Source organism: Sphaerisporangium fuscum, assembly GCF_018531465.1.
Classification (GTDB): domain Bacteria; phylum Actinomycetota; class Actinomycetes; order Streptosporangiales; family Streptosporangiaceae; genus Sphaerisporangium; species Sphaerisporangium fuscum.
The window spans coordinates 78307-92581 of the sequence record NZ_JAHDTF010000040.1 but is presented as its reverse complement, the minus strand read 5'-3'; the positions used below and the strand labels follow the sequence as shown (position 1 = coordinate 92581).

Below are 14275 nucleotides of genomic sequence, written 5' to 3'. Positions count from 1 at the left end.
CCAGCAAGCTTTTGGGGAGGGCGTCATGACGGACGTCGAAGTGTTGATCATCGGTGCCGGTCCGACCGGGTTGACCGTGGCCTGCGAACTCGCGGTGCGCGGCGTCGGCTTACGCGTCGTCGACCGCGCGGACCGCTTCTTCGGCGGGTCGCGCGCCGACGGCATCCAGCCGAGGACGATGGAGGTCCTCGCCGACCTGGGGGTGATCGACGCGATCCTGGCCGCCGGCGACCTCGGGATCCTGATGCGCGCCTACCAGGGCGACAAGGTCGTCTGGGAGGGACGGATGACCGAGCCCACCGAGCCGACCCCGTCCGTGCCGTATCCGAACCCCTGGTTCGTGCCCCAGTTCCGCACCGAGGAGATCCTCCGCGAACGGCTCGCCCGGCTCGGCGTGCGGGTCGAACCGTCGACTGAGCTGACCGGCTTCACCCAGGATCCCGACGGCGTGACCGCGACCCTGGTCGCGGGCGGGAGGACCGAGACCGTCCGCGCCCGATACCTGGTGGGCGCGGACGGCGGGCGCAGCACGGTGCGTAAGCGGCTCGGCATCGCCTTCCCCGGCGAGACCGACGAGAACACCACCATGCTGTTCGCGGACGCGCGGGTGGACGGGGTCGGCCGTGACCACGGCCGGATCTGGCCCGTCGGCGACAGCGGAGTCTCGATCATGCCGCTGGCCGGGACCGAACTGTTCGTGGTGGTCGCCCGGCCGCCGGAGGACCCGGACGAGCCGATCCGCGACCACCTGCAGCGACAGGTCACCGAGGCGTCCGGCAGACAGGACATCCTCGTGCGCGAGGTGACCTGGCACACCGTCTGGCGGGCCAACACGCGGCTGGCCGAACGCTTCCGGGACGGTCGCGTCCTCCTGGCCGGTGACGCCGGGCACGTCCATCCGCCGACGGGCGGCCAGGGCATGAACACCGGCATCCAGGACGGCTACAACCTCGGCTGGAAACTCGCCGCCACGCTGGCCGGAGCGCCTGCCCGCCTCCTGGACAGCTACGAACCCGAGCGGATGGCGGCCGCGCGCCTCGCGCTGGATCTCAGCACGAAGCTGCTGGAGAAGCACCGGCGCGGCGACGACGACGCGCACGTGCGCGGCGCCGAGCTGTACGGACTGACGCTGAACTACCGGGGCGGGTCGCTCTCCCGTGACGACCGCGCCGAACCCGGCACGGTGACGGCGGGCGACCGCGCGCCCGACGCGCCCGCCACCACGGCCGACGGGCGGGCGGTACGGCTGTTCGATCTGTTCCGCGGCCCCCACTGGACGCTCCTCGCCTTCGGCGCGGCGCACGGGGGCGCCGTCGCGGCGCTCGGCGACCGGTTCGGTCCCGCCCTGCGCGCCCACACCGTGGTCAGGCCGGGGGACCCGGCCGGCGAGCGTGCGGTGGTGGACGGCGACGGGCACGTGCGGGCGGGGTACGACGTGGCGGACGGCACCTTCGTCCTGATCCGCCCCGACGGGTACGTCGGACTGGTGACCGAGGCCGGCGGTGCCGAGCGGGTGGCCGAGTACTGGACCGAACTCCACGGCGCACCGCGCCGGGCGCTGCTCTGAGGAAAGGGTGGCCGCCGATGTGCGGCCGGGCGGGAACGAAGGACGCCTTCCGGCCGATGGGCCGGAAGGCGTGGAGCACGTGCTTCCCGGTCCGCGCCCTACCTGCGGCGGGCGATGACCCGGGAGTGAGAGGCGGAAGGCCTCAGCCGTCGATCGTGACGTAGGCGTACTGGTACTGGGTGGAGCCGTTCTCGTCCCCGGAGTGCCACCTGCCGGTCATCACCTGGAAGGAGCCCGCCCGCGAGCTGTGGCTGCTCTCCTTCATGGTCGAGGTCCACAGACGGGTGATCAGATGCACCGGGCGGCCCTGCCACGAGAGCGAGCCGGGGAGGTACTGGGTGGAGCCGTTCTCGTCCCCCGAATGCCACCTGCCGACGAGGGCCTGGTCGGCGGCGGTTTCGTAGAGCGAGGCGCTTTCCCGCTGGCTGGGGCTCCAGCTTCCGGTCGTGACCTGGACCGGTACGTCGTCGATGAGGATCTTGCTGCAGTAGTACGTCGTGTAGCCGTTCTCGTCGCCGCTGTGCGACCGGCCGGTCAGCACCTGGTCGCCCGGACAGGTGAACCGGGCCCCGGACGCCTCCTTGACGGTCGAGGTGGTGGCGAGCTGGATCTTGACCGTCGCCGCCATGGCGGCGGGAGCCATGGCCACGGCGGGGGCGGTGGCGAGGGCCGCCAGGGCGGCCGTGACGATCCCGGTGGTTAACGCCTTCTTGCGCATGTGCGTGTCCTTCGGCTTTCGTTTCCGACTTCGTCGGTCAGGGTGGAGAGCACGTGGGTTTCCACGGCTCGTGCCTCCCCGCGATGCGAAGGTCCGGAATACTCGACCGGTCGCGCGCTGATCCCGCCCCCGCGCATCGCGTACGCCCGCCGGCGACGGCGGCCGCAGGGGATGCTGATCAGATGGTGTCCGCGAAGGCCGCACCCGGTCGTCCCCCTGCCGGGCGAACGGGAATCCGCCGCGCGGACTACTCCCGGCACCAGGACGGATGATCTCGCACGATCCGCGTTCGCCGCTTTCAGATCGTCGCGATGCCGAGGGCGCGGAGTTCCTCGTCGAGGTGGCGGACGTGCTTGTTGCCGGACCAGGGCTGGAGGCGGCTGCGGGCCTGACGGACGGAGTCGGCGAGGCGGCCGGAACTGTGCCCGACGGTGATCTGGGCGGCTACGCGTATTTTGTCGGTCGCCGCCGGGATCTCGCGTTTCTGGATGAGGGCCTCGGCGTATTCCAGGAGAGTCCTGCCGCGAGCCGACTTCCGCATGTCCCCTGCCAGTGCCCGCTCCGCCGTTCGAATGGCGTCATCGGGCCGCCCCCAGGCGAGCATGCAGGCCGCCGTGTGCCTTTCCACCCCCTTGGCGGTCCACCAGTAGAGGTAGGAAGGGTCCGCCTCGGTTCTCGGCCGCTCGGCCAGATGGCGCGACTGTGCGAGCGCGTCCGCACTGTCCCGCGTGCTGCCGTGCACCGCGAGGATCCGCGCGAGGTCTACAGCGTGCAGCGACCGTAGCAGTGCGCTGGGGCTTTTGCGTGCCCAGCCCTCCGCCGCATAGATGTGGTCGAGGGCCTCACCTGTACGCCCTTGATATCGAGACATGTTGGCCAGGCACGTGTGCAGGTAGGAGATGAGCGTCGGGTCGCGGACCTCGTGGGCGGCGGCGAGGCCTTCTTGGTAGCGCAGGCGCGCCCCCGCGTGGTCCATCAAGTCGTGGTGGAGCCAGCCGGCGAGTTGGCTGAGTTCGGCGTAGGCGTGGGTGAGGCGGTCGCGCAGGGCGGGGAGCAGGGTTTCGCGGTGCAGGAGGTCGGCGACGAGGCCGCGCTGACCTTCGACGATCGGCAGCACGGTGTCGGGGCCGAACTCGTCGTCCAGACGGCGGCATCGGGCGGTCAGCTTCTCGATCACTTCGACCGCACCGCCGTCCACCCGGCTGGAGGCTCGTACGGCCGTCAGCAGGCGGTCCTTCTCGGGCGGGGACAAATGCCGCAGCAGGACCAGGGCGGGCGCGCCGCCGAGTGCCAGGGCCAGTTCGAAGAGCAGATCGCGACGCTTCACATCGGCCTCCTCGGCTGCGAGGGCACGCAGCAGAGCGGCGCAGTCCTTGGGGGCGAGGACGGCGACCGCAGGGCGTGCCGCTTCAGAACCCATGGTGACATGCCCGGGGAAGGGGGCCGGGACACGAGAAGCCCGTTGAGACGGACGTTGCCGGTGATCCGTCCGGTCGATGAGATCGCGGTCGCGCAGACTGTAGGAGGCGTACACCTCGTCGCTCACCAGCCGGCGCGCGGCGGTCCGGTACACCTTCGCGAAGAGCGCGATGGTTCGCGCGGTGGGGCGCATCCCGCGCTGCGGCCAGTGCTCGAAGTCGTACAGACGCGACTCTCGCAGCGCGGCCGTGCCCGCCGGGTCGAGGTCGTTGTACAGCGCCACGGCCTCGGCGGCGGTGCGGCCGTAGGCGTAGCGGTACAGGCGCAGCGGGCTCACGTCGTGGTAGATCGCGAAAACCTCGGCGATCTGATCGTACGAGTAGCCCTTCGCGCGCAGGATCTCGCTGCGCCGACGGCATTCGAGCAGAACGTGGATCCCCTCGCCGGACATCGCACCTCGCCCTCAGAAGAGGTAACACGCGGGTCAAAAAACTGACACGCAGCGTACCTTGTCGACTACGGAGAATGACATCGGATTGGGATGCCGGTCCGGGGGACCGGCAGTCGGTGATCGTGCCGTCCGGAGCGTTCCGGCACGTCATCGAAGTGGTGAACGTGGGCGGTCTCCCGGCGTGAAGGCGGGATCCGTCACCCTCCGCCCCTCGGCCATCGTTCTGGCCTGTGTCCATGCCTTTTCACTCCTGGGACGGCGAGGTCCGTCTCGCCGCCGGTCCCCTGACGTTCGCACCGGCCGCCGGGGCCGTGCGGCCGGGTGCCGAGATGCTCCTCTGGCGGCGTGTCTTCCCCGGTACGCCGGACCGGGCGTCGGAAGCCAGGAGGTTCGTCCGCTTCCTGCTCGACGGCACCTCTTTCGCCGACGACGCCGAGCTGGTCGCCGGTGAGCTGGTAGGCAACGCCGTCCGCCACACCCGCAGCGGGACCTCGGGCGGTCACTTCACGGTGGAGGTGAGCTTCTTCACGACCTCGGCCGGCACGAGCGTGCTGATCACGGTGTACGACCAGGGGGGAGAAGGTGTCCCACGGCTCGGGGACGGCGGCGGGCAGGGGCTCTCGTACGAGGAGAACGGACGAGGTCTCGCGATCGTCGCCGCCGTCGCCGACCGGCTCGGCGCGCAGGGCACTCCCGAGGACGGGCACGGCGTCTGGGCCTACTTGACGGCCGCCCCGTAGTGGCCCGTGCCGGAACTTCCGCCACGCCACCTTTGTCCTCCTGCTGGGTGGCCGAACTCCGCCCTTCGGGTGTAGCGGGCCCGTCGCGGGGCAGGCGGCCAGATCTCCGAGTCGAAAGGGTGACGACAGTGACCACGACGCACGAGAAGGACGTCATCGACCTGTTGCTGGCACAGCACGAGCAGATCAAGGCCATGTTCGCGGACCTCACCACCGCGCGGGGCGACCGGAAGCGCGAGCTGTTCGACGACCTGGTCCGGCTGCTGGCGGTCCACGAGAGCGCGGAGGAGCAGGTCGTCCACCCCGCGGCGCGGTCGAACGGGGGCGAGCGGGTCGTCGAGGCCCGCCTGCACGAGGAGGACGAGGCCAAGCACGCTCTCTCCGAGCTGTACGACCTCGGCGTGGACCACCCGGAGTTCGACGCCAGGTGCGCCACGCTGGCGAAGGCGGTCCTCGAACACGCCACCCACGAGGAGCAGGAGGAGTTCCCGCGGCTGCGCCAGGAGCTGTCGCCGGAGAAGCTCCGCCGGATGGCGGGCGCCGTCAGAGCGGCCGAGGCGATCTCGCCGACCCGGCCGCACCCGGGGGCCGGTGAGTCGGCCGTCGCGAACATGCTGGTCGGGCCGCCGGTGGCCGTGTTCGACAAGATCCGTGACGCCGTCCGGGACTGGCGGCACTCGAACAAGGACTGAGGCGTCGCGCAGGCGGCCGGGGGGCGGGCGGACGTCGTACCGGAACGCCGCCCGCGCCCGGTGTCAGAGGGCCAGTTCGGGGTTGTACTGGCGGAGCCAGGAGTTGATCGAGAGGAGCAGTTCGATCTGCATCCGGTACTCGCCGCCGCCGGACTCGGCGGCCCGCCTGACGGCGTCCGGGTCGACCAGGGGCCACACCGGCGCGTCCCCGGCAGCCAGCAGTTGCCTGACCTCGGCGCGCAGGGCCTCCACGTAGCGCGGGTCCTGCGTGCTCGGGTACGGGCTCTTGACCCGCTGGGCGACCGACTCCGGCAGCACGTCGCGGGTGGCGGCGCGCAGCAGCGACTTCTCCCGGCCGTCGAAGGTCTTCATCGCCCACGGGGTGTTGAAGACGTACTCCACCAGCCGGTGGTCGCAGAACGGCACCCGCACCTCCAGGCCGACCGCCATGCTCATCCGGTCCTTGCGGTCGAGGAGGTACTGGACGAACCGGGTCAGGTGGAGGTAGCAGATCTCCCGCATCCGCCGCTCGTGCCCGGTCTGGCCGTCGAGGTAGGGGACCTCGGCGAGCGCCTCGCGGTAGCGGGCGTCCCGGTAGCCGTCCAGGTCCAGCTTCTCGAGCAGCCCTTGGTCGAACAGCGACTCGCGCGCGCCGGAGTCCGGGCCGCTGAACGATCCCATCGCGAGGATCGCGGCGTGCCAGGGGAAGGTCTCCGTCTTCACCACCTGCTCGTCGTGGAACCAGCGGTAACCGCCGAACACCTCGTCCGCCGACTCGCCCGACAGCGCGACCGTCGACTGCTCCCGGATGGCCTTGAACAGCAGGTAGAGCGAGGTGTCGCCCTCGCCGAGGCCGAACGGCAGGTCGCGGGCGGTGAGCACGGCCCGGCGGTTGGCCTGGTCCATCAGCGCGACGGTGTCGAGCACGATGTCGGTGTGGTCGGAACGCACGTGTTCGGCGAGCGCGTGGGCGTACGGGCCGTCGGGCGTGCCGCGCAGGTCGTCGGGCCGGAAGTTCTCGGTGTGGCCGACGAAGTCGACGGCGAAGGACCGCACCGGGCCCTTCCCCTCCGCGGCCAGCCCGCCGGCGGCCAGCGCCGTGATCACCGAGGAGTCCAGGCCGCCGGAGAGCAGGGTGCACAGCGGGACGTCGGCGATGAGCTGCCGCGCGACGATGTCGTCCAGCAGTTCGCGCACCGTACGGATGGTGGTGTCCAGGTCGTCGGTGTGCTCCCGGGCCTCCAGCCGCCAGTAGGGCCTGACCGTCAGCCCTTCCCGGCGCAGCCGCAGCAGGTGGCCCGGCCGCAGCTCGTACATCCCCCGGTAGACGGCGTGGCCCGGCGTCTTGGTGAAGGAGACCAGCTCCGCCAGCCCTTCGGCGTCGACCACGGGGCGTACACCGGGGTGGGCGAGGATGGCCTTGGGCTCGGAGCCGAAGATCACCCCATCGGGGGTGGGGTGGTAGTAGAGCGGCTTGATGCCCATGCGGTCCCTGACCAGCAGCAACTGCTCCTCGTCGGGGTCCCATAACGCGAAGGCGTACATGCCGTTGAGCTTCTGGGTGAAGTCCTCGCCCCACTCGAGGTAGGCGTGGAGGGCGACCTCGGTGTCGCTGCTGGTGCGGAAGACGTGTCCGAGGGCGGCCAGCTCGGCGCGCAGCTCGCGGTAGTTGTAGATCTCGCCGCTGTAGGTGGTGACGAGCACGGTGCGCCCGTCCCTCTCGACCTCCATCGGCTGCTTGCCGCCCTCGATGTCGATGACGGCGAGGCGGCGATGGCCGAGGCCGCAGTGCCCGTCGATCCAGACCCCGGCGGCGTCCGGCCCGCGGCACGCCATGGTCTGCGTCATGGCCTCCAGCGTGGCCCGTTCGGCGCTCAGCTCCCGATCGTAGGAGATCCACCCGGTGATCCCGCACATGCGCGGTCTCCCCTTCCTTGATCACGGCTCGTCGGACATTTCCTCGATCACATTACGCCGATGGTTGCCTAGGGCAACCTAAATCCGTCTCTGAGTTCGCCCAACTCACAAAAGGCTCACCGAGTAGTGAGGACCCCGAACCTGCGACCGATCCGGGCCGGTCGGCACCGGGTCACGCCTTCGATGCTCGCCGGCCCGGGCTCGTACCCGCTGCTCCGAGACGACGGCGGGTGCCCGCCGCCTGAGTGAGGGCGCCGCTCAACCGGTGACCAGGTCGAACTGCTCCCACTGGCCGATCGCCGTGCGGTTGGCGATGAGCGGCTGGGATCCCGCCGACTCGGCGCACACGTACCGGCCGTTGGCCTGCGCCTTCAGGCTGACCGACCCGTCAGGGTTGGTGATCAGCTGGAAGGTCTCCCACGGGCCGACGGCGGTGCGGTTGGCGATCAGCGGCTGGGATCCCGCCGACTCCGCGCACACGTACATGCCGTTGACGTTCGCCTTCAGCGCCACGTCGCCGTTGCCGAGGTCGACGCGCTCGAACCGTTGCCCGGCGCCGGCGGACGTCCCGTTCGCGATCAGCGCCGAGCCGGTGGCGGCGGTCACGTAGCGGCCGTTGGCGCGGGAGCGCAGGGCGACGCCTCCGCCGGTGCCCGGCATCGGCGGGGTCGGCCGGGTGGCCGTCAGCGCGATCCGCCCCTTGAGCATCCGGCCGCCGTCGCCGGTGAGCCGGAGGTAGTAGTCGGAGGAGCACGCCGTGCCGTCCTCATCCAGCGCGAGCATCCCCGAGTCGGTCGGGACGGTGGCCATGGTCTCGGCCGTCTTGGCGATCTGGTTGCCCTCGTTGAACTCGTCGAACATGGAGATGTAGATGCCCTGGGCGCCCAGGCGGACCATGTTGTAGAACTGGCGCCACATGAAGTCGCCGTGCGCGCGCTGGCGGCTCTTGACGTCGCCGGGCAGCACGCAGGGCTGGTAGTCGATGCCGTGGGAGTCGCAGTACGCCTGGTCGGGGACGTTGATGTCGGTGTGGAACCGGTCGGTGTCGGCCACGTTGCCGATGCGCCCCACCATCCAGGGCGAGAGCATGTTCAGGGCGTTGAAGACGTCGATGAAGCCGGGCCGGCAGTCGTTGATGCCCTGCCGCCAGTACGTCGGCACCCCGCCCATCACGTAGCAGCCCTGCGCCTTGAACCAGTTGACGACGTCGAGGCAGGCCGCCGGGTCCGAGGGGTGCTTGGACTCGTTGAACCCGAAGCCCCAGACGCCGACGACCGGCTTGCCGTTCTGCCGGGCGTACATCGGCGACGCCATCAGGGCGGACATCTTGGACGTCCAGTCGGTCTTGATCTCCGGGTGGAAGTTCGTCCAGCCGGAGACGTCGTACATGATGTAGAACTTGCGGCCGTTCGCCTCGGCGGCGCTGCGCACCTTGGCCGCCATCGCGTCGCGCGTCGGGCCCTCTCCGCCGTTGGGGTCGAAGCGCTGCAGGGCGGCGGTGTCGATGTCGTTCTCCCGCATCCAGCGGAAATGCGTGTCGACGACCTGCTGGTCGTAGGAGGAGAACAGCGTGGCCGGCTGCCCGTTACCCAGATTGGCGTACGCCGTCGGGTACCCGCGGGTGAACTCCCGCATGTCGGGCCAGGCCACGATGGTGGTGTTGCCGGGGGAGGGCGGCTGCGCCATGTCGGCGCCGTAGTGCCACCAGCCGTTGATGGGGGCCCCGTCGCCCTTGCAGGCGAACCAGCCCTGGTAGCCCACGGTGATCTTCCCGACCACGTCCCCGACGGGGCTCGCGGCGCCGGCCGCGCTGGTCATCGCCGACATCAGCTGCGACGACGACACCGCGGCGAGGGCGGACCCGGCGGCTACGGAGGTCATGAACCTCCGGCGGGAGACGGTCATGTGAACTCTCCTTCGGTCACGGCGACCGCACGCGTGCGGAAGCCACTGGACGACGCGAAGCGGCACATGTCATCGCCGACCTAACATCGGACCGCTTGCAGGCATCGTGACAGGAGCTGACACACGTTTGCAATACATGGATGATCCAACGGAAATAACTGGCAGAGAGGTGCCGGATCAGTGGCAGCCCGACCCGACGGGATGGATCGCTCCACCGTGGCGCCGGAACCTGCCGGTGCGCCTCCCCGCGCGGTGCCGGCCCTGGTCACCGCTCCCGTGAGGTGAGGTTGTCGACGTCGAGCTCGGGACGGCAGAACGAGCCGCCCAGCCGCGAGTGGGCCAGGTCGCCGGGGTCGGGCTCGCCGTGCTCGGCGATGAGCTCCGGCGCGTGGACCTCGGCGTCGTCCTCGGGCTCGTAGCCGATGGCGCGGCCCTCCTCCAGCGACCACCAGCGGCGGGTGTTGGCGGAGACGCCCCAGACGACGTGGAACCCCTCCGCGGCCAGCGCCGCCTCGACCAGGCGGGCGCAGTCGCCGGGGGACAGCCAGGTGGCGAGCATGCGCACGTCCCTGGGCCGCTCGAAGCACGAGCCGATGCGCAGGCACGTCACGTCCATGCCGTACCGGTCGTGGTAGAGCGACCCGAGCGCCTCCAGCGCGACCTTGCCGACGCCGTAGAAGGTGTCGGGCCGCGGGAACAGGTAGTCGGGCGCCTCGGCCCCCGCGGGGTGGAAGCCGGCGGCGTGGTTGCTGCCGGCCAGGACGACGTGCCGGACCCCGGCCCTGCGGGCGGCCTCCAGCACCACGTAGGTGCCGTTGACGTTGACCTGGAGGATGTCCGCCCAGGGCCGCTCCAGGCTGTGGCCGCCCAGATGCACCACGGCGTCGACGCCGTCCACGGCCTTGGCCATCGCCTCCGGGTCGGTGATGTCGGCGGTCATCGTCTCCTCGCCCGGCCCAGGGGTGAGAGGGACGATGTCGAGCAGGCGCAGGACCCGTCCTTCCCGGGCCAGCCGGGGCCGGAGAAGGCCGCCGACGCCGCCCGCCGCGCCGGTGATGAGAATTCGCATGTCTCTCCCGTCTCGGATGTGTCCATGGTGCTTCAGGCATGTCGCGAGAACCTTGACACCACCGGGGCCGATTCTTACAGTTGCGGAAATTCGTTCACAAGGCTGACTATCGTCCACATACATGAACTGGTTGAGTGAATAGATGCATCTTGACGGAGTTCTGTTCTTCCCGGTCACCCCGTTCACCCCCGACGGCGGTCTGGACGAGGAGGCCCTGCGCGAACACGTCGAGCGGGGCGTCGCCGCCGGCGCGGGCGGGGTCTTCGCCGCGTGCGGCACGGGGGAGTTCAACGCCCTCGGCCTCGACGAGTACGAGCGGGTGGTGCGGATCGCCGTGGAGGCGACCGCCGGGCGCGTCCCGGTCCTGTCCGGGGCGGGCGGATCGTTGCCGTTCGCCCGATCGTGCGCCGAGGCGGCCGCCCGTGCCGGGGCCGGCGGCCTGCTCCTGCTCCCGCCGTACCTGGTCAACGCCCCCGTCCGGGGCCTGGTGAAGTACGTCGAGCAGGTGAGCGCGGCGACGGAGCTGCCGGCGATCGTCTACCAGCGGGGCAACGCCCGGTTCACCCCCGAGGCGGCCGTCGAGCTCGCCGCGATGCCGAACGTCATGGGGTTCAAGGACGGGCTCGGGGACCTCGACCTGCTCCAGCGGATCGTCCTCGCCGTACGGCAGGCCGGCCACCGCGAGTTCACCTTCTTCAACGGGCTGCCCACCGCCGAGATGACGGTCCCCGCCTACCGGGGCATCGGCGTGAACCTCTACTCCTCGGCCGTCTTCTGTTTCGTGCCCGAGGTCGCGCTCGCCTTCCACAAGGCGGTCACCGCCGGGGACGGCGAGATGGTCCAGCGCCTGCTGGCCGGGTTCTACCGCCCCCTCGTCGAGCTGCGCGACCTCGTGCCGGGCTACGCCGTCGCCCTGGTCAAGGCCGGCGTCACCCTCCGCGGCCTCGACGCGGGCCCGGTCCGCCCGCCGCTGGTCGACGCGGCCCCCGAGCACGTGGCCCGGCTCGAACGGCTCATCGGCAAGGGATTGGAGATCGCCGGATGCTGATCCGCGAGGTGCGCGTCACGCCGGTCGCCTTCCGGGACCCGCCGCTGCTCAACGCCGCCGGCGTGCACGAGCCCTGGGCGCTGCGCACGATCGTCGAGGTGGTGACCGACGAGGGCCTTACCGGGCTCGGCGAGACCTACGGCGACCTGCCGCACCTTTCGATGGTGCGCGAGGCCGCCCGCCTGCTCATCGGCCTCGACGTGTACCACCACAACGCCGTCTACGCGGCTGTGGCCGCGTCCGTCGGCGCGGACGTCGTCACCGACCACCACGGGCTGACCGGGGCCACCACCCTGGAGAAGACGGTGGACCGGGTGTTCTCCCCGTTCGAGGTGGCGTGCCTGGACATCAAGGGCAAGGCGGCGGGGCGTCCCGTCGCCGACCTCCTCGGCGGCAAGGTCCGGGACGCCGTGCCGTACAGCGCCTACCTGTTCTACAAGTGGGCCGGTCACCCGGGCGCGGAACCCGACTCCTTCGGCGCCGCGCCGGACGCCGCCGGGCTGGTCGAGCAGGCCCGCCTGCTGGTCGGCGAGTACGGCTTCCGCTCCATCAAGCTCAAGGGCGGCGTCCGCCCGCCGGAGGAGGAGATCGAGGCGACCCTGGCGCTGCGGGAGGCCTTCCCCGGCCATCCGCTGCGGCTGGACCCCAACGCCGCCTGGAGCGTGGAGACCTCGGTGAAGGTGGGCCGGGCGCTGGAAGGCGTCCTGGAGTACCTGGAGGACCCGACGCCCGGCATCGAAGGGATGGCGAGCGTGGCCCGCCGCGTTCCCATGCCCCTCGCCACGAACATGTGCGTGGTCACCCCCGAGCACCTTCCCCCGGCCGTACGGCAGGAAGCGATCGGCGTGCTCCTGCTCGACCACCACTACTGGGGCGGGCTGCTGCGCTCGTCGCACGTGGCGACGCTGTGCTCGACCTTCGGCATCGGACTGTCGATGCACTCCAACTCCCACCTCGGCGTCAGCCTCGCCGCGATGACCCACCTCGCTGCGGCCCTCCCCGCGGTCACCCACGCCTGCGACACCCACACCCCCTGGCAGGCCGGTCAGGACGTGGTCGCGCCGGGCGCGCTGCGCTTCGTCGACGGGGCCGTCCCCGTGCCCACCGGCCCAGGGCTGGGTGTCGAGCTCGACCGCGACGCGCTGGCCGTCATGAACGAGCACTACGAGACGTGCGGGATCCGGTCGCGCGACGACACGGCCTACATGAAGACCGTGGACCCGTCCTTCTCGGCCCGCGGGCCGCGCTGGTGAACGCCGTCCACGCCTGAGCCCTCCGGGCCGGCCACAGGCCCGGAGGGTGAGGGGTTTCGGGCCGAGCGGGTGCGGGGGAGACCCACCGCACCCGCCCTGTGTCAGCTGCAGGCGCGGTTGTTGACCCGGCAGATGCAGAGATTGCCGCCCTTGTAGTAGTCACAGCAGTCGAAGCGGTACAGCGTGCTGCCCAGGTAGGCGCAGGACGTCCAGCAGTGCTTGCCACCGCAGGTGTAGGCGCTCGTGCAGCCGCTCGAGCAGCACGTGGTGGCCGAGCAGCAGCTGCAGCCCGGCGCGCCGTAGCAGCCGTCCGGTGCCGCCTCCGCCCGTCCCGGGAACCAGGCGCTGGTCGCGACCCCGACGAGGGTCGCCCCGGCGACGGCGAGGAAGCGGTTCCTCGTCAGCCGGGTCTTCTTCACGTGCTCGACGATCATGCTCTCGTCCCCTCTGGTACGTCCAGTCTCTGTTCCCACAGCACCTCGAGGTCGGCGGCGCTGTCGGCGTCGCTGCCCGTCGCGGTGGCGACCATGAAGCCGTCCCGCTGAAGGATCACGGTGGGCCACAAGGCCATGGGCAGGTCCGCGTCGACCGCCTTGGCCTGCTCACCGTCGTAGGCGTCGACGTGCGCCGGGAGCATCGCGCGCAGCTCCGCGGTGGAGTCGCCGGCGATCATCGCCACCACCTGACGGCCCGCGAACTTGTCCAGGTCGGACGCGAGGCCGTGACAGGTCGAGCAGGTGCTGGACATGAAGATCACCAGCGTGTCCCGCGTCACGTCCGGGATCAGCCGGATGAGACTTTCGGGGAGCTTCCTCCCGAGCACCAGCTGGGCGCTCGGGTCGATGCCGCGCCCGGTGAGGCGCAGACGCAGCTCCGCGATTCCCCTCAGGCAGGCCAGGAAGGCCACCGTGAGGGCGACGCACGCCACCACCAGCACGACGGCGATGACGCGCTCCATCAGGCCGCCCGCCTGGTCCGCCGCATGAAGTGGACGGTCAGGGTGCCGTCCACGCGGTTGTCGAAGCACTCCAGGACGACGGTGTCGCCGGCCTTCAGAGGCTGGGCGAGGGGCTTGGCCGACGGCTCCGGCGACATGCCCTCGTAGTGGATCGTCCGCGGGTCGAGCCGGCAGACCTGGCCGTTGACCGTGATGCGGTCGGCGGTGACCTCGGCCACGGTCCCGTGGACGTTGCGGTGCAGCGCGACGGCGACGGGCTGACCCGCGGTGGACTCGTCGATGACGACGAGGTCACCGGGGCGGAGCGTCCAGCCGTAGGGCAGTTCCTCGGCCTGGGCGGCGACCGGCGCGGCCGAGGCGAAACCCGCCGACTGACCGTACCGGCGGACCGTCACGTCCCGGCCGGACCCGTCGACCAGGACCGCGATCGGGGCGTCGGACGGCGGTAACGGCGAGGTTCCGGCTCTGTCGCCGAGCATTCCGGCGAACAGCCCGCGTCTGGTCGTTTCCTCCTTCATGGCTTTCCTCTCTTTTGGGG

At 70.9% G+C, this 14275-nt stretch carries 13 protein-coding genes; 5 read left to right on the top strand and 8 right to left on the bottom strand.

From position 1 onward, the window contains the following. Positions 1–25 precede the first annotated feature (25 nt). Positions 26–1567, top strand: a complete 1542-nt coding sequence (locus KIK05_RS39835) for an FAD-dependent monooxygenase (protein ID WP_214416069.1) — start codon at positions 26–28, stop codon at positions 1565–1567. A 142-nt stretch (positions 1568–1709) separates the two neighbouring features. Here KIK05_RS39835 and KIK05_RS39830 read toward each other — a convergent pair whose 3' ends face one another. Both KIK05_RS39830 and KIK05_RS39825 read right to left on the bottom strand, forming a co-directional pair. After that, the gene (locus KIK05_RS39830) at positions 1710–2285 is read right to left on the bottom strand and encodes a hypothetical protein (RefSeq protein WP_214416068.1); all 576 of its coding nucleotides are present in this window, start codon (positions 2283–2285) and stop codon (positions 1710–1712) included. A 298-nt stretch (positions 2286–2583) separates the two neighbouring features. Beyond that, positions 2584–4155, bottom strand: a complete 1572-nt coding sequence (locus KIK05_RS39825; RefSeq protein ID WP_214416067.1) for an NsdA family TPR-like regulatory protein — start codon at positions 4153–4155, stop codon at positions 2584–2586. Between the two features lie 236 nt (positions 4156–4391). Between KIK05_RS39825 and KIK05_RS39820 the strand changes: the two genes are divergently transcribed. Then, entirely contained in the window at positions 4392–4895 is a 504-nt protein-coding gene (locus KIK05_RS39820) for an ATP-binding protein (RefSeq protein ID WP_214416066.1), read from the top strand. 128 nt (positions 4896–5023) lie between these two features. Further along, positions 5024–5587 (top strand): hemerythrin domain-containing protein, encoded by a 564-nt coding sequence (locus tag KIK05_RS39815; RefSeq protein WP_308250316.1) that lies wholly within the window; start codon positions 5024–5026, stop codon positions 5585–5587. Between the two features lie 63 nt (positions 5588–5650). Here the strand turns inward: KIK05_RS39815 and asnB are convergent, their stop codons facing one another. The 3 genes from asnB to KIK05_RS39800 all read right to left on the bottom strand — a co-directional run bounded on the left by asnB (position 5651) and on the right by KIK05_RS39800 (position 10478). After that, a complete protein-coding gene (gene asnB / locus KIK05_RS39810) occupies positions 5651–7504 on the bottom strand; it encodes an asparagine synthase (glutamine-hydrolyzing) (protein ID WP_214416065.1) in 1854 nt (617 codons plus the stop codon). Positions 7505–7762: 258 nt separating this feature from the next. Then, entirely contained in the window at positions 7763–9409 is a 1647-nt protein-coding gene (locus KIK05_RS39805) for a hypothetical protein (protein ID WP_214416064.1), read from the bottom strand. A gap of 265 nt (positions 9410–9674) precedes the next feature. After that, on the bottom strand, positions 9675–10478 hold the full coding sequence (locus KIK05_RS39800; RefSeq protein WP_214416063.1) for an NAD-dependent epimerase/dehydratase family protein: 804 nt from the start codon (positions 10476–10478) through the stop codon (positions 9675–9677). Positions 10479–10620: 142 nt separating this feature from the next. Between KIK05_RS39800 and KIK05_RS39795 the strand changes: the two genes are divergently transcribed. Beyond that, complete coding sequence (locus KIK05_RS39795) at positions 10621–11526, top strand: 5-dehydro-4-deoxyglucarate dehydratase (protein ID WP_214416062.1); 906 nt, start codon at positions 10621–10623, stop codon at positions 11524–11526. Beyond that, positions 11520–12779, top strand: coding sequence for a glucarate dehydratase family protein (locus KIK05_RS39790; protein WP_214416061.1), 1260 nt, complete (start codon positions 11520–11522; stop codon positions 12777–12779). Before KIK05_RS39795 ends, KIK05_RS39790 begins: the two co-directional genes overlap by 7 nt. A gap of 101 nt (positions 12780–12880) precedes the next feature. Here KIK05_RS39790 and KIK05_RS39785 read toward each other — a convergent pair whose 3' ends face one another. Genes KIK05_RS39785 through KIK05_RS39775 form a run of 3 tightly spaced genes read right to left on the bottom strand, consistent with a single transcriptional unit; the run spans position 12881 to position 14255 of the window. Next, positions 12881–13213 carry a hypothetical protein gene (locus tag KIK05_RS39785; RefSeq protein WP_214416060.1) on the bottom strand — a complete coding sequence of 111 codons (333 nt, stop codon included), beginning with the start codon at positions 13211–13213 and terminating at the stop codon, positions 12881–12883. Continuing rightward, on the bottom strand, positions 13210–13737 hold the full coding sequence (locus tag KIK05_RS39780; RefSeq protein WP_214416059.1) for a TlpA family protein disulfide reductase: 528 nt from the start codon (positions 13735–13737) through the stop codon (positions 13210–13212). The genes KIK05_RS39785 and KIK05_RS39780 overlap by 4 nt, the downstream gene beginning before the upstream one ends. Continuing rightward, the gene (locus KIK05_RS39775) at positions 13737–14255 is read right to left on the bottom strand and encodes a DUF5666 domain-containing protein (protein ID WP_214416058.1); all 519 of its coding nucleotides are present in this window, start codon (positions 14253–14255) and stop codon (positions 13737–13739) included. The genes KIK05_RS39780 and KIK05_RS39775 overlap by 1 nt, the downstream gene beginning before the upstream one ends. Positions 14256–14275 lie beyond the last annotated feature (20 nt).